The organism is Leuconostoc holzapfelii (genome assembly GCF_012396485.1).
Classification (GTDB): domain Bacteria; phylum Bacillota; class Bacilli; order Lactobacillales; family Lactobacillaceae; genus Leuconostoc; species Leuconostoc holzapfelii.
In genome coordinates this window covers 41672-62403 of the sequence record NZ_JAAXPO010000008.1, presented here as the reverse complement: position 1 = coordinate 62403, position 20732 = coordinate 41672, and the positions used below count along the sequence as shown (strand labels likewise).

Sequence of the window (20732 nt, the reverse complement as noted above, 5' to 3'; positions counted from 1 at the left end):
TTTTGTCGTGCACCTTTGGCTCTAACGCAAGAAAAGCCGCGCGTGTGGCGCTGCTTTCCTGTAAAACACTATTTCTTGGCACCTATTACTGATTCACGCGATACTCTTCGGTATTATGCAATCGCGCTACTTTTGTGCTGACTTCAACAGTTTTTGTGCAGCACGTTCGCCATCATAATTTGATGACTTTGCTGGCACATAACCCTCATGTGAATAGATCGCAATCACTTTCTTACCTTCAGGCGTCTTGGCCAACGCAATAAAGGCATCCGACAAAGCCTTCTCAAAGGCCGGCGTCATGATTTTTGATTTCTTTGACACCGAAATTGTATCGTTATAAATATTTTGTGACACGCCAATCACATTCGTTTCTGCCCAAATTGAGTTTGGTTGTTTATAGTCTGTCGTCCACATTTTTTCAAAGTCACTACGGGCGTCAGCATAAGTTGGCAGAATATCAATTTGACCAGAAGCCAAGCGAGCCATACCTGACCCATAAGAATCAACCGTTACTGTGTTCTTTAAATCCGCTACCGTTTTCTTGTAATTCTTGTTCAGCCAGAGTGATGGGTAGATATAACCTGCTGATGATGTTGTGGAAGATAAGCCCCACTTCGCTGAATTCAAATCGTCCCAAGTTAACTTTTCTCCAGCATTCACTTTTTTAGCCAATTCTTGGCCTTTGGCTGAAGGGCCAGCGATAAAGATTGAGCGATACGTCGACACTTGCTTGTCCGTCTTTTCTGTTGGTTTGCCATCATTCCACTTTGCAGCATCAGCAAAGTTTTTATTCAGCCCAGCACGCGTTGCTGTTAGCAACGCCTTGGCACCATCTTGATACATCACATACGTCCCGCCCGGAATAAAGCCAACATCAGCCGTACCAGAAGATAGGGCTTCTCCGGCTGCTTCGTAGCTCGTGCCAACCTTGATATCAACATTTTTGACGTCATATCCTGATTTTTTCAATTGTGTCGTTAACAATTTTTTTAGTGGGGCCGTCACGGTGATAATTTGATCGGGTTGTTTCGATGGGACAAAGTAAATCTTAAGATCCTGAATTGTCTTATCCGACGCTGACTTTGCACCGGTATGTGTCAAGCCAAAATAGGCAGCAATCGCAACAATAACAACAATTACAATACCTGCGAGTGTTTTCGCATTCTTACTCATGAGTATTCTCTCCTTATGCTCACTTAGCATTAAATGTCACAAATATAACTAACCTTAGCATACGCAAAACTTGTCAAAAAAATAGCTAGTATTACGTAAAGATACTGTACAGCAGTGTGGTACACTCGTATTTTAAAACACAAAAAAACCGAACATCACTGTTCGGTTTTGCCCGTCGTTTACCAACGTTTCGTTATTCACCATGATTCAACGCAGCGACATGGATTCGGTTCACTGCCCGCATGAGGGCGACACGCGCGCGCTTCAAATCAGCATCATTGTTGTCATCTTGTGCATGTGCAATCCGTGCTTCCGCACGTTCCTTGGCACTTTGTGCACGCGTCAAATCAATGTTATCTGAAGTTTCCGCACTGTCGGCGACAACCGTTAACAAGTCATTTGAAAATTCAGCAATGCCACCATTGACTGCCAAAGATTCTTTCTGGCCTGCTTTTTTAATCACTAATTCGTCGATCGTCAAGGCAGCCAACATTGGGACATGCTGACGCATGATACCAATCTGGCCACCCTGCGTATTCACAATGGCTAATTCAACATTGGGTTCATTATAAACTTCACCAACAGGGGTCACAATTTGCACTGTGATACCTGTTGCTGGTGCTGTAGTCGTTTCATCTGCCATTCATCAATACCCCCTTATTGGGCCATTGACTTGGCTTTTTCAACAGCTTGTTCAATGGCACCAACGTTACGGAAAGCATCTTCAGGCAAATCGTCATGTTTACCATCCAAAATTTCCTTAAATGAACGTACGGTCTCAGCAACCGGTACGTATTCTCCATTAATGCCAGTAAATGTTTCAGCCACGGAGAAGGGTTGTGATAAGAAGAATTGAATACGACGCGCACGGTTAACCGTTGTCTTTTCTTCATCAGACAATTCATCCATACCCAAGATAGAAATAATATCTTGCAATTCACGGTAACGTTGTAATGTCCGTTGTACTTCTGTCGCCACTTCATAGTGTTCTTGTCCCACAACTTGTGGATCAAGCGCTGAAGATGTAGATGCCAATGGATCAACGGCTGGGTAGATACCTTGTTGTGTTAAGGCACGTTCCAAGTTCGTTGTGGCATCCAAGTGCGCAAATGTTGTCGCAGGTGCCGGATCGGTATAATCATCGGCTGGGACATAAACGGCTTGAATTGAGGTAACAGACCCCTTCTTCGTTGACGTAATCCGTTCTTGCAGCTGACCCATTTCCGTCGCCAACGTTGGTTGGTAGCCAACGGCTGATGGAATACGCCCAAGCAAAGCAGAAACTTCAGAACCGGCTTGCGTGAAGCGGAAAATGTTATCGATAAACAACAACACATCCTTACCTTCGTTGTCACGGAAGTTTTCAGCCATTGTCAAACCAGTCAACGCCACCCGCATACGTGCACCAGGTGGTTCATTCATTTGACCATAAACCATGGCGGTTTGCTTCAAAACGCCTGATTCAGCCATTTCATGATACATGTCATTACCTTCACGGGTACGTTCCCCGACACCAGTAAAGACAGAAATACCATTATGTCCTTGGGCAATATTGTGAATCAACTCTTGAATCAACACGGTTTTTCCAACACCGGCCCCACCAAACAAACCAATTTTTCCACCACGGACATAAGGTGCCAATAAATCAATGACCTTAATCCCAGTTTCTAAAATTTCGGTTGAATTAGCTAATTCATCATATTTTGGTGCGTCACGATGGATTGAACTACGTGGTGTCTCATCGGCAATGTCGCCATTGTTATCCACAGGTTCACCCAAAACATTAAACACGCGACCCAAAGTTGCTTCACCAACTGGGACCTTGATGGCATCGCCCGTATCAGCAACGGCCATGCCACGTTGGAGACCATCTGTTGAATCCATGGCAATGGTACGAACCACGCCGTCTCCTAATGCCAATGACACTTCAACTGTCAAAGTTTGACCATTGCCCTTATCGATTTTAAGCGCGTTATTAATGTCAGGAACCACTTCACCTGCTTCAAACGCAACATCGACGACCGGACCAATCACTTGTACGACTTTTCCAGTACTCATTGTCGTTTTCCTTTCAATTTAGCATGTGACACCTCAAAATGATGTGTCACAACGCGCTGCTTGTTGCAGCAAATATTTCTATCGTTGATTGGCGGCTGGCACCTTTCCAGGTTACTCCAAAGCTGCCATACCACCTGTAATTTCTGTAATTTCTGTCGTAATTGCTGCTTGACGCGCACGGTTGAACTGCAACTCTAACCGCCCAATTAAATCCTTGGCGTTATCCGTTGCGCTCTTCATCGCTGTCGACGATGCCGCATGTTCAGCCGTCTTTGCATCAAGCACAGCCTCATACACTAGACTTTGCGCAAATTGTGGTAACACAACATTCAAAACTGCTGTGGTATCTGGTTCGATTTCATAAGCACTTTGGATATTCAATTGTGCCTTTTCGTCTTCTGTACCACCCATCGCGTCCAATGTCTCACCCGTTAAAGGTAACAGTTGCACATCGCGATACTCACTCGTCAAGCGGTTCACAAAATGATTGTACACGACATGAAGCGCATCAAACACTTCTGACTCGTACAAACTGGTGACTGTTTTCACCACTGAACGAATTTCATTAAACGATGGGATATCAGAAACACCGCGGTGTTCCAAAATCACTTCGAACCCACGCTTTTTATAAAAATCAGCCCCATTACCACCAACAGCCAAGATCACCGTATTGGTTTGATCCAAATTCAAACGCGCTAACAAGGCGTTAGTTTGTTTAATAATGTTGGCGTTGTAAGAACCCACTAACCCACGGTCAGACGTCACAACCAAAATCCCAGTTTTTTGAATTGGGCGTTGTGCAATCAAAGGGATGTGCTTTGCATCAGCATTTTGAAATAAGTTCGCTGATACCAAATGTTCTACAACCGCCTCCAAACGGGCAGCATAGGCTTGATAACCTGCACTGTAGCGTTGAATTTGGCTCAACTTGGCTGTTGATACCATTTGCATGGCACTCGTAATTTGCCGCGTCTTTTTTGTGGATGAGATACGACGCTGAATATCTTGCAAAGAAGCCATTGCAGCGTCCTCCTATTATTCCGCTGCTGAACCAGCAAAGCCGGCCTTAAAGGCTTCAATTGCTGAGTTCATGGCAGCTTCGTCAGGCAAATTCTTTGTCTCGACAATTGTCTTGAACAAATCTGTTGCATTCGCATCGACGTAAGCAATTAATTCGTCTTGGAAGCGTTGAATATCTTCAACTGCCACGTCATCAAGATAGCCATGTGTCAAGGCATACAAAACAAGCACTTGATGTTGCACCGGCATTGGTTGATGCAAGGGTTGCTTCAAAACTTCAACTGTCCGACGACCACGCGCCAACTTAGCTTGCGTGGCTGCATCCAAATCTGAACCAAACTGCGCAAAGCTTTCAAGTTCACGGAATGAAGCCAAGTCCAAACGCAAAGTACCGGCAACTTTCTTCATGGCCTTAATTTGAGCATCCCCACCGACACGAGAAACCGATGTTCCGGCATCAATCGCTGGGCGAACACCTGCGTAGAATTGATCGGCATCCAAGAACACTTGACCATCCGTGATTGAGATCACGTTGGTTGGGATATACGCTGACACGTCCCCAGCTTGTGTTTCGATGAATGGTAGGGCTGTCATTGAGCCGCCACCCAACTCATCAGATAACTTGGCTGCACGTTCAAGCAAACGTGAGTGCAAGTAGAACACGTCACCTGGGTAGGCTTCACGGCCTGGTGGCCGACGAAGAATCAAAGACAGCTCACGATAAGCCGTGGCTTGCTTTGACAAATCATCATACACAATCAAGACATGCTTACCGTTGTACATGAATTCTTCACCCATGGCAGCACCAACATAAGGCGCCAAATACAACATTGGCGCAGGTTCTGATGGCCCTGCATTAACAACAATCGTGTAGTCCAAAGCGCCCATTTGGCGCAATGTTTCAACTTGTGTACGCACCGTTGAATCTTTTTGTCCGATGGCCACATAAATGACAATCATGTTTTGATCTTTTTGGTTCAAAATTGTATCAATGGCCAAAGACGTCTTACCTGTCTTACGGTCACCAATAATCAATTCACGTTGTCCTCGACCAATTGGCACGAGGGCATCAATTGCTTTAATTCCTGTCTGTAATGGTTCAAAAACAGACTTACGTTGCATAACACCTGGTGCCTTAACTTCAACAGGACGTGTCTTGTCCGTCTTAATTTCACCTAAGCCATCGATGGGTTGCCCCAATGCGTTCACAACGCGTCCAATTAATTGTTCGCCAACTGGCACTTCCATGATGCGGCCAGTACGCTTAACTGTATCACCTTCGCGAATATCGTCATAACCACCAAGAATGATGATGCCGACTTCACTTGATTCGAGGTTTTGGGCCATCCCAAATGTGCCATTGGCAAATTCGAGCAATTCACCAGCCATAGCATTTGCCAAGCCAGTTGCACGGGCCACACCATCACCGATATAAGTAACAGTTCCCACTTCTTCTACAGTTAGCGTTGTGTCGAACTTTTCGAGCTGTTGCTTAATTAAAGCAGAAATTTCTTCAGCTTGAATAGCCATTCATTCTTCCTCACTAACCTAATAATTGTGCCTTCATTTTGGCAATTTTTGTGCGTAGACTACCATCAATTAACGTTGATGATGATTGTAAAATGACACCACCAAGAATTGACGCATCCACAACATTTGTCAGATTAACTTTTTTAGCCCCAGTCTTTGTTGCAAATACTGTGGCTAACTTGGCTAATCGTGACGCATCAAGTGTCACAGCCGTCGTCGCTGTGACATCAACAATACCGTGCACCGCATTATCGTGTTCATTAAAAGCCGCAATGACCATTGGCAACAAAGCCAAACGTTGGTTGCGTGCCAATAATTGCACTAAATTTTGGACAGCAGGGACGCCACCTTGCGTTAAAGTTGCTAATAGTGCTGCCCGATCTGGCGCAGCGACATCATTAGCTGTCACGGTCACAATAAAGTTTGGCGTGGCATCTAAAACGGCTTGGATTGCATTTAAATCCGCACGCGTTGCCGCAAGGTTATCTTGTTCACTCGATAATTCAAAAATTGCTTTGGCGTATTGGTTAGCGATCGTTTTAAGATTTTTTGCCATCCCAATACCCCTTTATTTAGTTTCTAAATCTGAAATGTAAGCATCAATTAATGCTTGTTGATCATTTAACGAGAGTTCCTTTTGCATGAGCTTTGAAGCAATCGCTACCGAAAGCGCTGCCACATCGTCTTTTGCAGTAGAAATCGCGTCTTCCTTGAGCTTTTCAGCATCTGTTTGCGCTTGCTGATTAATCAAAGTCGCACGGTCAGCAGCAGCCGTCAGTAAGGCATCGCTTTGCTTTTGTGCACTTGCCTTTGCATCAGCTACCACTTGCGTCGCTTTTTGACGCGTCTCAGCTAATTCGCTTTGCCGTTGTGCTGCTAAAGTTTCGGCTTCTTGACGCGCTGTTTCAGCGCCATCAATATCCGCTGAAATTTTTTCAGCACGTTCGTCAAGTACCTTAGTCAACGGCCCGTAGGCCACTTTCTTCAAAATAACCATCAGCACGAGGAATGAAATGATAATAAACAGCATATTACCGAGAGGTAATTTGTTTGCTGCTAAGGTTGTTAAACCAAACATGATTTTCCTCCACTCATTCTTATGATTACTTGCCCATCAACATGAAGGCGAAGACAATTGACAAAATTGGCATAACTTCGACCAACGCAACACCCAAGAACATACGAGACAACAAACGGCTTTCAAGTTCTGGTTGACGACTCATACCTGCTAAGAATTGTGAAATCAAAACACCGTTTCCAATACCACCACCAACAGCGGCTCCAGCGGCTGCAAGACCCGCTGCGATTACACCAAGATTGTGCAAATCCATGAGATTACTCCTTATTGTAGCGTACCAACACCATGACTCACCTAGGTGAGCCATGTTTGGCAACGTTTTAGTTTGATTAGATGAAACGCTCCCGCGTTGTTTGGGAACAACCAGCCAGATGCTCAAGTTCCCCATTCATTTATTCATTACCAGATAACTGGGCGATAAACACACCAGTCAAGATAACAAATACATAGGCCTGTATTCCACCAATGAAGAGTGAAAAGCCTTGCCAGACCATTTCAATCGGCAATGCCAATACTGACCAGAATCCGTTAAAGTGTCCCGGCCAAGCGAGGCTATTAGCCACGAGTGTCAGTAACATTTCGCCAGCGAAAATGTTACCAAACAAACGCAGTGATAACGTTAAGAAGTTAGCCAATTGTTCAATGATATTGAGTGGTAACATCCAAACATAAGGTGTGAACAGCATGTTTTTAAGGTAGCCCTTAAAGCCAAGCTGCTGCACGCCCATACCGTGTGCAACCATCAAAGTCATGATGGCTAACGTCATCGTCACGATCGGGTTTGCAGTTGGTGACTTAATATAAGTCACCCCATCTGCACCTTGCAATTGAAGCAACATACCCATTTCGTTTGCCACAATAATGAAGAAAAACAACGAAAATGCGTACAAACCGAATTGGCGTGCTTGCTTCTTTGGCAATTGGCCATCCACGATACCATTCGTAAAATCAAGTAAGTACTCCATCATATTTTGTCGCTTACCTGGTCGTAACGAGAGCTGTCGTGTGAGCACAATCGATACAATCACAACGATTGCCATAGCCAGCAACGTTGAAAGTATCGTACCCCAATCGAACGTGAGGCCTAGAAACTCAAACGGTGCCGTAGGGTCATCCATGCGCCTTCTCCTTTCTCAATAAATTTGGCGAAATGGTCGTAAACGGCTATTCGTCATAACATATAAACCTATAATACGCTTTTCAAAATGAAATACAACCGTTTTACGTCACTTTTTCACAAAGAAAGCGCTTCACTTTTCATAATTTTCAATCCACCGCATTGACGCCATTTCAAATCATAGCAACAAGGATTTTAACAACAAATTATAACTCGAAAAATCAAGTGATATCCTGAAAAGCGTGATGATTCGTTCATCCGATGAACAAGCGTGCCTGCCAATATTTTTGAGCCCCCGCGCTGACGATTTTTTCACTCATTTTATCATTGAGGTCAATTTTGTGTCATAAAAGTTGGATTTTTGTGATAAAAAAAACAAGCATTTTTGCTTGTTTACTGGCTTATTGTTCACTCGCCGCTACTTTTGGTAGCACGAGGTTTAAAATAATCCCCAAAAGTGTTGCAATAGCAACACCTGAAAAGTCCATTTGCGCGCCCAACTGTAAATGGAAGTTACCAATCCCCACCACCAATACTGGCGCGGCAATCATCAGATTACGTTTTTTACTGTAATCCACCTTATTATCCACAATGACTTGTAGGCCCGCAGCGGCAATCACACCATACAACATGAAACCGACACCGCCCGTGACGGCACCAGGAATTGTTGAAATCAATGCCGACAACTTACCGATAAAACTAAAGACAACCGCAAAGAACGCCGCTCCGCCAATGACCCAAACAGAGTATACGCGACTCAATTGCATCACACCAATATTTTCACCATAAGACGTGACGGCTGGTCCACCAACTAATCCGGCAACTACTGACGCCGTCCCGTCACCGGCCAGGGTGCGCTCCAGGCCAGGATTTTCAAAGAAGTCATGCCCAGTAATTTTAGACAAAACCATCAAATGCCCCAAATGTTCTGATAAGGTGACCAAGGCCAAGGGCGCCATACTCAAAACTGCCCCAGGATAAAAATGAAAACCGTCATGGCCGATAAATGTTGCATAATTTGGGAGTTGGAACCAATGTGCGGCAGCCACCGGTGACAAATCAACTAGACCAAAGAGCATTGCGACAATATAACCAAAAACAATGCCCAAAAGCACTGGTAATAGGCCAAGAAACCCTTTGAGAAACATATTAAAGGCAATTGTGCCAAGTAAAGTAATCAGCGCAACAACAAATATCTTCCAATCATAATGCCCATTTAACATCGTTGCTGAGCTGGCAGCTGAACCAGCCAGACTTAACCCAATGACCATAATAATTGGCCCAACAACCTCTGCGGGAAATAAACGATCAATCCAATGCGTCCCAGTGAAATTGATCACAACAGCTACGATGAGATACACCAAACCAACCGCAATGATGCCTTGCGCAACCGCGGGATAGCCAATCGTCTTCATCAAAGCCGCCATTGGCACAATAAAGGCAAAGCTAGACCCCATATATGCCGGCACCTTACCGCGCGTAATCAGCAAATGCAAGAGTGTGCCAATTCCTGAGGTAAACAGGGCCACGCCAGGATTTAACCCGACCAGTAATGGCACCAAGACCGTTGCCCCAAACATCGAAAATAGATGCTGCAACGACAACCCTAACCAAGTGAAAAAAGGTGGTTTATCATGTAAATCATAAATTGCATTATTTGGTTTTGCTGCCATATATTTTTGTGCCAAAACACTTTGGCACTTCCTCCTCATTATTTCATCATGCCCATTGGCCTGATTTTTTGCCGTTTCTATTATAAACCAAAAAACCTGACCCATGCACGCATGATGTCAGGTTCTTCGTATGCAATTTTGTATTGCGCAGCAAACGCAGATCGAAGCTGAAATATTCACATCAGGGCATCGTCTCGCTTCTTGCCAATCTATCACGCCTGCATGATTTGTCGCTGTTGTCCAGAAAATTTTATCTGCTTGTTTGTTTAATTGATGCAGGGAATAAATTTTTACGACATTGGTTAATCACTCAAATCATTTGTTAGTGTCATCCAATTTGGACATGTCTTTTATTAACCGTAGTCTACAAGATGGTGCCCCATGACGTTGCAATTTCTGATAAATTACTTTGCGTCATTAACGGCCTCCTCTTCATTTGTTGCCTTTATTATAACACAACTTGCAACCGCTTACAATATTTTTTAAAAATAAAGTCAACCTGTGCGGTTGACTTCAAAATTACATTTTTTCTTCAAGGACAACATCTGGATACTTGTCGTGGAACCAGTTCATAGCAAACTTGTTTTCAAACAAGAACACCGGTTGATCATAGCGATCCTTCACCAACAAGTTACGACTTGATGCCATTTTCTCGTCTAACTGCTCCGGGGCAATCCAGCGCGCAACTTTTGACCCAATTGGCTCAAATTGAATTTCAACGTTATATTCATTTTCCATTCGGAATTGGAACACTTCAAACTGCAATTGGCCTACGGCCCCGATAATATACTCACTACCTTGCCAAGACTTGTAGAGTTGAATCGTGCCTTCTTGCACCAATTGTTGAATGCCCTTATGATAAGACTTTTGCTTCATCACATCTTTAGCAATCACCCGATTAAAGAGTTCTGGGGTAAAGGTTGGCAAATCTGGGAATTGCACGACTTTTTTGCCGGCATAAATGGTGTCCCCAATTTGGAAGTTCCCCGTATCATAAACCCCAATAATATCGCCTGGCACAGCCGTCTGCACGTTCTCACGCTCTTCAGCCATAAATTGCGTGACATTTGATAACTTCAACTTCTTGCTGTTGCGTTGTAACGTGACATCCATCCCGCGGCTAAATTCACCCGATACAATCCGCACAAAGGCGATGCGATCACGGTGACGGGGATCCATATTGGCTTGAATCTTGAAGACAAAGCCAGTAAACTGAGCATCTTCAGGGGCAACGACTTGTTCGTCAACAGTTGTCACCGCAGCGGGGGCTGGCGCGTAAGCCAGATAATCCCGCAAGAATTCAGTTACCCCAAAATTAACCAGGGCTGACCCAAAGAAAACTGGGGTCAAACGACCATGCGCAATCGCCTCACGGTCAAACGGATTACCCGCATCCCGTAACAATTCGATTTCATCCATGGTTTCTGACACCACTTCGGGATGCGATGATGCATTTTTAAACGGCACCATCGTATCCCGTTGCAAGTCATAAATCCCTTGCAAAATCTGCCCTGACCCGACTGGCCAATTCATCGGATAAGCTTGAATCCCCAAGACTGACTCTAGTTCATCTAGCAAGTCCAATGCTGGTCGCGCATCACGATCGATTTTGTTAAAGAACGTAAAAACAGGGATGCCACGCTGGGCTACGATTTCAAAGAGTTTCTTAGTTTGTGGCTCAATCCCTTTGGCGGCATCGACAACCATGACAACCGAATCCACGGCCATCAATGTCCGGTACGTGTCTTCCGAGAAATCTTCGTGCCCTGGGGTGTCTAAAATATTGATGCGTTTGCCATCAAAATCAAATTGCAACACAGAAGACGTCACTGAAATCCCACGTTGTTGTTCAATTGCCATCCAGTCGGATGACGCAAGTTTATTTGAGCCACGGCCCTTAACAGTCCCGGCCTCACGAATGACCCCACCGTGCAGCAACAATTGCTCTGTCAGTGTTGTTTTTCCGGCATCGGGGTGCGAAATAATCGCAAAAGTACGCCGATTTTTTAATTGTTCTTGAAAGTTTTCCATAATCTCTAGTTTACCTGATATAGCGGTGTTTCACAACAAAAAAAGCACCGTACGCGATGCCAACGATTCACATATTAAGCCATGCGATGGCTTTATTTTTCATCAGGAATGGATAAAATTTCACGACCAGCCAGTGCCTGTACCTCACGATAATTCTCTGGGTAATGTGCATGTAGTAAGGCGACATCTGCTGGTGCAATCATTATCGGCTGCGCCAAAACTAACCACGTAACATCGCGACCAAGCGGTGGCGTAGTTAGTGAGCCCACATAGCGATAATAGGCCCGCTCGGTGGGCAATAACGCAACAAGCGTGGTTGCCGCCACTGGCCCATTGAAAATGTCTGTAATAGGCGTTGACGTGACCTCACGGGACGCATCAGCTAAAACTGCTAAGACCAAGACACGCTCACCTTGTAAGAAAACAAAATGAATTTCGGCATCATGACGTTGCCCGTCAATCAAGTGTTCCGCACCATCATGAAAATGAAACCGTTCCAATTGCCACGTTTCGCCGGCCAATTGCAATGTCCCATGGACTAAAAACTGTTCACCTACAACCCGATCGTCATAGGTCGTTTGTCCTTGAAAAGTAATGCCCAAGTTTGAGGCCGTCATTGGCTTCACCTGTTGTTGGTTAATGTCGATTGGCGATTGAAATGGTGTGTCGTCTGCCTGTTGCCAAGTAGCTTGTTGACTGTAGTCTAAGTGTTGCATGTGATACCCCCAATAGATTTACTAACTATTGTATCAGAGAAAAAGGCGAACATTAACAAGTCAAGTAAATCTCATCCCACGATACTGTTTTATCCTGTATAATAAAATTCAGATTGAGAAAGAAAAGTGACGAGAATGCAACTTGTAACGGCTGCAGAAATGCAAAAAATTGACAATTATACGGTAGAGACAATCGGTATGCCACAAGATGTACTGATTGAACGTGCCGCAATGGCAGTCCTTGAAGTGATTGGGGCTGGCCATTTTAATCTAGAACATATTTTAGTCCTCGCTGGCCTGGGCAATAACGGTGCTGATGGCGTCGCCATTGCCCGATTACTCTATGCGCAAGGCTTCAACGTATCCTTGCAGTTCGTGGGTAACGTGGCACGTGCAAAGGATACTGTCCAACGCCAGTTGGCCATCATTGAAAAACACGGCTTAATTCGCGCCGAAAAAAGCGATTTTAACCAGGCGACTTTAATCATTGACGCAATTTTTGGCACTGGTTTGAACAACATTTTACCCGAAGGTTTGCAGAAAATGATTAAAGCAGCAAACCATATCGAAAAGGCTGTCATTGCCGTGGACACACCCACAGGTATTGATGCCACAACCGGTGAAGTGCGTGGTGCAGCGCTCAAAGCACATACCACCGTCACTTTTGGCTATAATAAAATTGGCCTAACGCAAAAGGTGGGCGGCTACCTTTCTGGCCACGTTGTGGTCAAAGATATCGGCCTCCTGACACCAGCTGATATGATTTTTTCACAACCTGAACGCTTAGAAAACGACACAACCGACTGATCATTCAGTCGGTTGTTTTTATACGCTATCACATGGGTGCCTTTACAAGCTCAATTAATAAAAAGCTTTCAAACGATCGTTTGAAAGCTTTTTGATTATGACATGTGAACTAAACCAGTCACACCTAAGATTAAGAATAAGACACCCACAACAATTCGGTACCAACCAAAGGCTTTAAAGTCATTATTTTGAATGTATTGCATCATAAACTTAATGGCAAACCAAGCCACAATCCATGAAACAATAAAGCCAATGAATAGCACAACAAGTTGCGCCCCAGTAAACGAACCGCCATGTAAGAGGAACATCCCCACCTTCAAAATAGTCACCCCGAACATCACTGGAATTGACAAGAAGAACGAGAATTCAGCCGCAACAAAGCGTGATGCGCCAAGCAAAATGGCCCCTAGAATCGTTGCCCCAGAACGCGAAGTACCAGGAACTAATGACAATAATTGGAATAAGCCAATGAACAAGGCCATTTGGAAAGTAATCTTATTCACATCAGTGACGCGAGGCGCAATCCCTTTTTGGCGATTTTCAATCACAATAAAGGCGATACCGTAAATAATTAAGGTTGCTGAGACCACCCAGGGATTCAACAAGTGCGCATCCATAAAGTCATTTAGCAACAAACCAAACACAACAGCTGGCAGCACGCCCACAATCACCTTGATCCACAGACGCCATGTTTGGAAGCGCTCGCGTGGTGTCTTACGCGTTGAGAAGGGGTTTAATTTGTGGAAATACAGTTGAATAACGGCAAAGATGGCGCCCAACTGAATCGCATAATCGAAAACGGCCGTGAAACTCTTCGTCCAAACAGCGCCACCAGGGATATTCATTAATGATTCAGCCAAAATAATATGCCCAGTTGATGATACCGGCAAGAATTCGGTAATTCCTTCAACTATGCCAATAATAATTGATTTGATAAAATCTAACATAAGTTACTCACTGCGTGCCTGACCCACGATCAGACACATTCCCTTCCAATTTAACTTCCTTTATTTTATACTATATTCGCCGTACCCGCCAGAGAACATCTGTCCGATTATTATTTTAAAAAAGGCTTGCACATTTCAACATGCCATGGTATTATATTATATGTTGTTTGAAACAACGCAATATTTTGGACAGTTAGCTCAGTTGGTAGAGCAACGGACTCTTAATCCGTGGGTCCAGGGTTCGAGCCCCTGACTGTCCACTCATGCAACAGGTCATCGTGTCGATGGCCTGTTTTTTCTTGCACACCAACTTCAAAAAAGCGCACAACGATGTTGTGCGCTTTTTTCATTATAAACTGATATAAATACTGGCAAACATTAAACCGGCGCCACCCAATACAAACACATGCCAATACACATGCCCCATCGGAATCTTAGGTACCAAATAAAAAATGGTACCGGCTGAGTAGGTCAAACCACCAGCAACTAATAACCAAAACGCCGTATGCGACAAAACGCCCCACAACACCGGCATGGCAAGTACAATTAACCAACCCATGACCAAATAAATTGTCACCGATACCCATGGCCAGCGACCAACAAAAAATAAATCATAGATAAACCCAGCAACGGTCATGGCTAAAATGGCACCCCAAATGGTCCAACCCACCCAACCTTTAATCAATAACCAAGTATAAGGCGTATAACTGCCGAGTATGACCAAATAAATCCCCGCATGATCAAAAAACTGAAAGACTTTTGCAGCCCGCGTGAACACCAATGAGTGAAACAACGTTGAGGCTAGTAGGAAAAAACCAACCGTGGCAACATATATGGCAATTGCCGTCACTTCAAGTCCCGTGACTGGTCGCCGTAATATGTGAAAAATTAATAAAATACCTGCTGCAATCGCCAGTAAAAAACCCAGCCCATGCGTCACGGCATTCAATACCTCATAAGTAATTTGGTATGCTTTTGATCGTTTCATTTAGTTGTCCCCGTATATTAATTTTGTGATATTATTATACCACGCGTTGCTTTAACGCCAGATTAAACAAGTGATTAAAACACTTCGAAATAAAACAGTAGCCAAGGTCACCCTTACCTACTGCTATCATTCACCAATCAATGTTTCCCAATCGCGTGCCCAAAGGACGCCCATGGCACCATCACCAGTATGCACGCCGATGTAGGCGCCAATTTCACCACGTTCAAACTTTACAGTTGGATAGTCATTTTGGAGATCCTTTAACCACTTATCACCCAATTTAGGATCGTTACCATCAACAACCACCGCCCGAACTGGGTAATCAACTTGGGTCAAATAGTGATCGAGCGCGGCCTTGATTTCTTTCAAAGCGCCGCTCATCTTGCGCGCTTTCCCAACCGCACCGATTTTACCTTCATCCTGCACATCCATAGATAAAATGGGCTTGATATTCAATAGACCACCGACAAGTGCTGCCCCACGCGATAATCGCCCAGTGCGTTGTAAATGGGAAATATCATTCACAACAAAACGCACGTCAAACGTCTCACGTAAGGCTGTTAATGCGGACCAAATGTCATCTAGGGATTGCCCTTTTTCTGCCATCACCGCGGCCATCACGGCTTGCATACCCGACCCCATTACGGCAAACTTCGAGTCCCAAGCGCGCACATCAGCCATACCATCGTAACTTGCAGCTACCGCTTGGGCCGTTTGAAAGGCGCCGGATAAACCAGAAGAGATCGGTACAATCAGTGCTGCATCATAACCGGCCGCTTTAGCATCATTTAAAGCCTGTTCCCAATCACCAGGTGCTGGTTGTGAGGTCGACGCTACCATTTTCTTTTCTTTCATCATCTTAACTAATGCGCCAAGACCTTGAATATCAACAGTTTCTTTGTAAACTTCATCCCCGAAAATAATCGGATCGTTCACTTGGAAAATATGATAGCGATTCCGCAATGTGGTTGGAATCGTTGAAGCGGAATCACTAATAATTGCTATTTTAGACATTGTTTTCTCCCAATCCAAATGTCGCATGTTGCGGTATTTGGGGTTCAATTAATTTATTTTAACAGGGCTGCTAAGGTACTCCCAGCGCCAAAACTCAACAGACCACATAAAACCTGTAACCCTAAGTAACGTATTTGCTGACGTGGCTGTTGGGCACTTTGCGTCATCATCGTACTAAACGTGGTGAGTCCGCCCAAAACACCGGTTGCCACCGCGCCGTGCCAAAGTTGGAGCGTCCCAGTGGCAAACATAGCGCCCATTAAAAAAGCGCCCAACATATTCACGGCAAAAACCGCGGTCAAATACGTTGTTTGCCACGGCCAAAACGTGATCAACAGATAACGGCCTAACGTGCCCAAAAAAGAGCCAATAAATATTGCCACTAGGATGCTCATACTTGGCCTCCGCCTAACCAAAGGCCACACCGATGTCCTGCTCGCAATAGCACCAGTCCACCCACAAGCGTCAACAAGAGATAGCTGACCGCAAACATCGGCTGCGTTTGCGCGAGTTGAAAGGTTTGTAACATCATTGTACTAAAGGTTGTATAGCCGCCAATCACGCCGGTCCCAATAAACGCTTGCCAGCCGGCGAGTCTGCTCACTTTCTGTGCCAAATAAGCGCCTAACAACGCCAAAAAAAATGTGCCTGACCAATTAATCAACATGGTCATCACAGGAAGTTGGCCAATGCCTGGGACAAAGTGTAGGAGATAGCGTAGGCTGCCGCCAATTCCACCACCTAAACTCACAATACCCATTTCAGTTAGATAATGATATTGTTTTTGCATATCCTCTATTCTAACAACTTTACGGCCAATGAGCAAAAAAGCGACGGATTTCTATATGAAAGCCGTCGCCTACCGATTTGACCAATGATTATCATGCTAAACAAAATCAATCAATTGATCTTTAAATTTCAAATACAAATGAGACCCAATAATAGCAAACAATAGAATTTCCAGCCAGAACATCATCATACTGGCAGGAGAATTCCAAAACCAGTGCTGGTATAAGAACGTCTCTCGCCATCCATTAACAATATAATAAAATGGGTTAATTTTAGTTGAATAATAAATCAAATTATTAAAGAATGTGCCTTTTTCTGGTTGAAACAAAATACCTGACATGAAGAAGGTCAATCGAAGCACTTGACGAATAATCATATCATAATCCGGAATGAGGATATTGATAGTTGCTGAAAAAATACCTAAGAAAAACAGCATCAATAAAGCAGCAAGGCCATAATAAACAATTTGCAGCCAATATAGACTCGGATGAAAGTTACCCGTTACAATCATTGAAATAGCGGCAACGACAGAAATTGATGCAACGGCTGGGAATACTTGCACGACGCGGATTGATGGCAAGATTGAAACTGGAAACTTAACATTTCTCACCATAAATATTTGATCTTGCATGGAACGAATTGTATCAGAGAAACCTTGGTTCACCAAGTACCATGCTGAAAAACCCACTGACATCCAAACAAAATAGGGCATGCCTTCGACTGGTGCCTTTGTTCGAAAACCCCCACCAAAAATAACAGCATAGATTAATACCTGAAAGAGGGGATCAAGGATTTCCCAAAGTGTGCCAAGATATTTGTGGGCATTACGGGCCTGGGTATCATAAATAGCAAGTCGGAAAGTCATCCCAATGTTGCGCACTTGCTCAGCTGCGAGGTCAAAAATCGATTTCACAACAGTCCACATTTTACATCCCACCCTTCAAATAATTCTGGGCAATTAACGCCATTAATGCGATAACGATTAACAACGAGCCATATAACCCAACACGACTAAATCCCTCAAAACTTCGGAACTTTGTAATATTTTGAATGTCATTTTCATCATATCCTCGACTTTTTAGATCATCTTTTACCTCATCAATTTTAAAAATACGTTGCGCACGTTTTTGTGTCTCAACATATTGATCCCGTTCAGCCCCATCCATTGCATCTAGCGTCTTAATAAATGCCGCATATTCATCAGCAACTACCTTTGTAGGCCCAAAATCACGCATTTTGCCATATTGAATCCACATCACTTTATTTGTAAATTGACGCACCTGTTCTAAATCATGAGAAACAAAGAAAATTGTCTTACCTTCAGCAATAAATTCTTTTATCTTCCCCAACGCTTTGTTGGCAAAGTTTGAATCACCAACAGACAATGCCTCATCAACAATTAAAATATCTGGGTCATTATGTGTCACAATTGAGAAGCCAAGTTTGGCGCGCATGCCGTTGGAATAATCTTTGACCGGCTGATCAATAAACTCACCCAACTCGGAAAATTCAATGATATCTGGCATCATTGCATTGATCTCTTTAATGCTTCTGCCCATCATGATTTGCTTAAGACGAATATTTTCGCGCCCCGTTAATTCCCAGTTTAAGCCTTCATTGATGGCAACAACACCAATTGACCCATTCAATTGCATCGTGCCTGAAGTTTGCGGAATGACACCACTCAAAATGTTTAAAAGCGTTGATTTCCCGGAACCATTAGTGCCGACAATGCCGACAACATCGCCCGCCTCGACTTCAAAAGAAAGGCCCCGTAAGGCCCAAAAGTTAGACTCAGCCTGATTGCCTTTAAAAATAGACTTCAACTTTTCTGATTGGTTTGCATACAGCGAGAAGTTTTTAGTTAAACCTTCTGCGCGTACCATAATTTTTTTATTTTCGTTTGTCATACTTCATCTTTCTCAAAGATTTATTATCAATCTCAAAATCTACGTTGATGAAAATTAATTAATCCTTGTCTTTAAGATTTAAAATTTGATGCCACATTGATTCACTTGTCAAATATGGCAATGCGTGGCGCATCCGAGAACGCACCGGACCATATGAAAACAGCAAGTATATGCCACTAAAGAACCCATTAAACAATCCACCTAGCGTCTTAAAACGGTTAATTTTCGCTACGAATCCCTTGCCGTTTTCCGGGTTGACATACAAAATATTTCGAAATCCTGAAATTTGGCGATATGCTGGCACACGCATGTATGGTTGGAAGATGATCTTGTCATTGCGTAGTGGGAAAAATAGTTTATTTAGCGTGATGCGACGCCAAATCGTCACCTTTGAATCTTCGGCAAGTGAGTTAGTACGCACTAAGTCATAATCGGCTAAATCAATTTCATGTAAAGCGTTTTCAGCACTAATTTGCTTAATCTTAGCCATATTATCTTGCATATTGGCGTTTTTCACCATTTGTTCGGGTGACATGTGGATAAAATCACGTAGCGCCATATTATAAACTTTTGTAAAACCATAACGTCCAGCCAGCACTGACTCCAAAACCAACTTCCAATAATACATAACCATTCGCGATGGTCGGTTGATAAATAGACTGTTCACCAGTAGCTTATTACGTAAATCAAGGTATTCTGTCATGGCTGCAACTTTATAGTCAAAATTTTCAGCAATGGCAGCGATCCCATTCCCCATCACCATGTGGAACTTGTTCAAGACACCAAATGATACATCATCACCACGGACAAAATACGGTAAAGTCAAATGATCCGTGTACTCAATTGGAAAGGCATTAAACCACCACCCAAAATACTCATTCTTTTCTTCATCCAATTCTTGTCCTAATACATCACCTGCTCGTGTCGCATCAGTATCGCGGAACTTCGCTAACCACGTTGCCTTTGCGTCTAACTGCGCGCCACGTTCGATCAACATATCCGGACGATCTTCATAAAATAATGCCGCACCAACAGCAGTATTCGCTTTTTCGGCAAATGACAGAATTTGATAAGCACGCTTGATACTTTCAATTTCTAAACTGGCATCATCATCCATGAACAAAACATGTGTTGCATCGGTATCATTCTTATAATATAAAAAGCCACGTGTGAAGCCACCAGAACCACCAGTATTTTCATTTGGAATAATAGTCACACCCATGGCTTCTTCTTCTGTGATATTCTTTGAATTATCAACTACGATGAAGTCAATTTTTTCTTGCCATTCCGCAACATCCAGCAAGCCATCCTTGATACGCTTAATCGCTGGTAAAACATACGCTTTGCGATTGAAGTGTGTCACAGAAATTCCCAGTTTAGCATCTCGACGATAAGCTGTCCGTGTTTGCCAAGCAATTGCCGTCACTTCAACATCGCGCTTAGCCACTATTTTGATATAGACGAGTCCACTATAAGCAAATGGATTGGTAATGTCTAAGTCGTAAACCACCTGACGATCTTCAGTAAGTTCAATAGTAACACTCTGTTTAAATTCCTTAATGTTACGATTTGATAAATGCCATAATTCCACATCGACAGTCCCTGAACCAGCCATCGTCAATTGCGTGTCCGCTAAACCAACATTTTCTCGCCACAATGGAATTGAAAACGCATTATAATAAGTGTCAAATTGCACGTTAGCAAATTTAGTCATTTCCAATGTGTTACCACCGAAATAAACATTGCCTTCAACCCGAAGGTACTTTTCCTTCGATCCTAGTGTTTGATTACTTGGGTAAATAAAATTTTGTAGAACATTTGTCATCTTAATAATCCTTGTATTATGTATTGAAATTTATGAAACGATGATACATTATGTTT

At 43.6% G+C, this 20732-nt stretch carries 21 protein-coding genes and 1 tRNA gene; 2 read left to right on the top strand and 20 right to left on the bottom strand.

The annotated features are described in order from the left end of the window. Positions 1-126: 126 nt before the first annotated feature. From HF966_RS07470 to HF966_RS07415, 12 genes are all read right to left on the bottom strand, one after another. Positions 127-1173 (bottom strand): phosphate/phosphite/phosphonate ABC transporter substrate-binding protein, encoded by a 1047-nt coding sequence (locus HF966_RS07470; RefSeq protein ID WP_168677554.1) that lies wholly within the window; start codon positions 1171-1173, stop codon positions 127-129. 193 nt (positions 1174-1366) lie between these two features. Beyond that, the gene (locus HF966_RS07465; protein WP_168677552.1) at positions 1367-1816 is read right to left on the bottom strand and encodes a F0F1 ATP synthase subunit epsilon; all 450 of its coding nucleotides are present in this window, start codon (positions 1814-1816) and stop codon (positions 1367-1369) included. 14 nt (positions 1817-1830) lie between these two features. Next, positions 1831-3231: a F0F1 ATP synthase subunit beta gene (gene atpD / locus HF966_RS07460; protein ID WP_168677550.1), complete on the bottom strand. Its 1401-nt coding sequence runs from the start codon at positions 3229-3231 to the stop codon at positions 1831-1833. Positions 3232-3342: 111 nt separating this feature from the next. Next, entirely contained in the window at positions 3343-4251 is a 909-nt protein-coding gene (locus HF966_RS07455) for a F0F1 ATP synthase subunit gamma (RefSeq protein ID WP_168677548.1), read from the bottom strand. 15 nt (positions 4252-4266) lie between these two features. Then, positions 4267-5781: a F0F1 ATP synthase subunit alpha gene (gene atpA / locus HF966_RS07450; protein ID WP_168677546.1), complete on the bottom strand. Its 1515-nt coding sequence runs from the start codon at positions 5779-5781 to the stop codon at positions 4267-4269. Positions 5782-5794: 13 nt separating this feature from the next. Then, a complete protein-coding gene (gene atpH, locus HF966_RS07445) occupies positions 5795-6337 on the bottom strand; it encodes an ATP synthase F1 subunit delta (protein WP_168677544.1) in 543 nt (180 codons plus the stop codon). Positions 6338-6349: 12 nt separating this feature from the next. Beyond that, positions 6350-6859, bottom strand: a complete 510-nt coding sequence (gene atpF, locus HF966_RS07440; RefSeq protein ID WP_168677542.1) for a F0F1 ATP synthase subunit B — start codon at positions 6857-6859, stop codon at positions 6350-6352. A 25-nt stretch (positions 6860-6884) separates the two neighbouring features. Continuing rightward, complete coding sequence (gene atpE / locus HF966_RS07435) at positions 6885-7112, bottom strand: F0F1 ATP synthase subunit C (RefSeq protein ID WP_004902064.1); 228 nt, start codon at positions 7110-7112, stop codon at positions 6885-6887. A gap of 139 nt (positions 7113-7251) precedes the next feature. Further along, positions 7252-7977: a F0F1 ATP synthase subunit A gene (gene atpB, locus HF966_RS07430; RefSeq protein ID WP_168677540.1), complete on the bottom strand. Its 726-nt coding sequence runs from the start codon at positions 7975-7977 to the stop codon at positions 7252-7254. Positions 7978-8377: 400 nt separating this feature from the next. Beyond that, positions 8378-9649 (bottom strand): uracil-xanthine permease family protein, encoded by a 1272-nt coding sequence (locus tag HF966_RS07425; protein ID WP_168677538.1) that lies wholly within the window; start codon positions 9647-9649, stop codon positions 8378-8380. Positions 9650-10168: 519 nt separating this feature from the next. Beyond that, positions 10169-11680 carry a peptide chain release factor 3 gene (locus HF966_RS07420; RefSeq protein ID WP_168677536.1) on the bottom strand — a complete coding sequence of 504 codons (1512 nt, stop codon included), beginning with the start codon at positions 11678-11680 and terminating at the stop codon, positions 10169-10171. 92 nt (positions 11681-11772) lie between these two features. Further along, complete coding sequence (locus tag HF966_RS07415; RefSeq protein WP_168677534.1) at positions 11773-12396, bottom strand: carbonic anhydrase family protein; 624 nt, start codon at positions 12394-12396, stop codon at positions 11773-11775. Between the two features lie 135 nt (positions 12397-12531). Here HF966_RS07415 and HF966_RS07410 point away from each other — a divergent pair, with 135 nt between their 5' ends. Then, positions 12532-13203: an NAD(P)H-hydrate epimerase gene (locus tag HF966_RS07410; RefSeq protein WP_168677532.1), complete on the top strand. Its 672-nt coding sequence runs from the start codon at positions 12532-12534 to the stop codon at positions 13201-13203. Positions 13204-13298: 95 nt separating this feature from the next. Here HF966_RS07410 and HF966_RS07405 read toward each other — a convergent pair whose 3' ends face one another. Further along, a complete protein-coding gene (locus HF966_RS07405) occupies positions 13299-14150 on the bottom strand; it encodes an undecaprenyl-diphosphate phosphatase (protein ID WP_168677530.1) in 852 nt (283 codons plus the stop codon). Positions 14151-14337: 187 nt separating this feature from the next. Between HF966_RS07405 and HF966_RS07400 the strand changes: the two genes are divergently transcribed. Then, positions 14338-14410, top strand: a tRNA-Lys gene (locus HF966_RS07400). 89 nt (positions 14411-14499) lie between these two features. Here the strand turns inward: HF966_RS07400 and trhA are convergent. From trhA to HF966_RS07365, 7 genes are all read right to left on the bottom strand, one after another. Further along, positions 14500-15138 carry a PAQR family membrane homeostasis protein TrhA gene (gene trhA, locus HF966_RS07395; RefSeq protein WP_168677528.1) on the bottom strand — a complete coding sequence of 213 codons (639 nt, stop codon included), beginning with the start codon at positions 15136-15138 and terminating at the stop codon, positions 14500-14502. A gap of 126 nt (positions 15139-15264) precedes the next feature. Then, positions 15265-16152 (bottom strand): DegV family protein, encoded by an 888-nt coding sequence (locus HF966_RS07390; protein ID WP_168677526.1) that lies wholly within the window; start codon positions 16150-16152, stop codon positions 15265-15267. Between the two features lie 53 nt (positions 16153-16205). Continuing rightward, a complete protein-coding gene (locus HF966_RS07385; RefSeq protein ID WP_168677524.1) occupies positions 16206-16547 on the bottom strand; it encodes a fluoride efflux transporter FluC in 342 nt (113 codons plus the stop codon). Further along, on the bottom strand, positions 16544-16942 hold the full coding sequence (locus tag HF966_RS07380) for a fluoride efflux transporter FluC (protein ID WP_168677522.1): 399 nt from the start codon (positions 16940-16942) through the stop codon (positions 16544-16546). The genes HF966_RS07385 and HF966_RS07380 overlap by 4 nt, the downstream gene beginning before the upstream one ends. Positions 16943-17038: 96 nt before the next feature. After that, positions 17039-17866 (bottom strand): ABC transporter permease, encoded by an 828-nt coding sequence (locus HF966_RS07375; protein WP_168677521.1) that lies wholly within the window; start codon positions 17864-17866, stop codon positions 17039-17041. A 1-nt stretch (position 17867) separates the two neighbouring features. Beyond that, on the bottom strand, positions 17868-18851 hold the full coding sequence (locus HF966_RS07370) for an ABC transporter ATP-binding protein (protein ID WP_168677519.1): 984 nt from the start codon (positions 18849-18851) through the stop codon (positions 17868-17870). A gap of 58 nt (positions 18852-18909) precedes the next feature. After that, positions 18910-20676 carry a glycosyltransferase gene (locus HF966_RS07365; protein WP_168677517.1) on the bottom strand — a complete coding sequence of 589 codons (1767 nt, stop codon included), beginning with the start codon at positions 20674-20676 and terminating at the stop codon, positions 18910-18912. Positions 20677-20732: the final 56 nt, after the last annotated feature.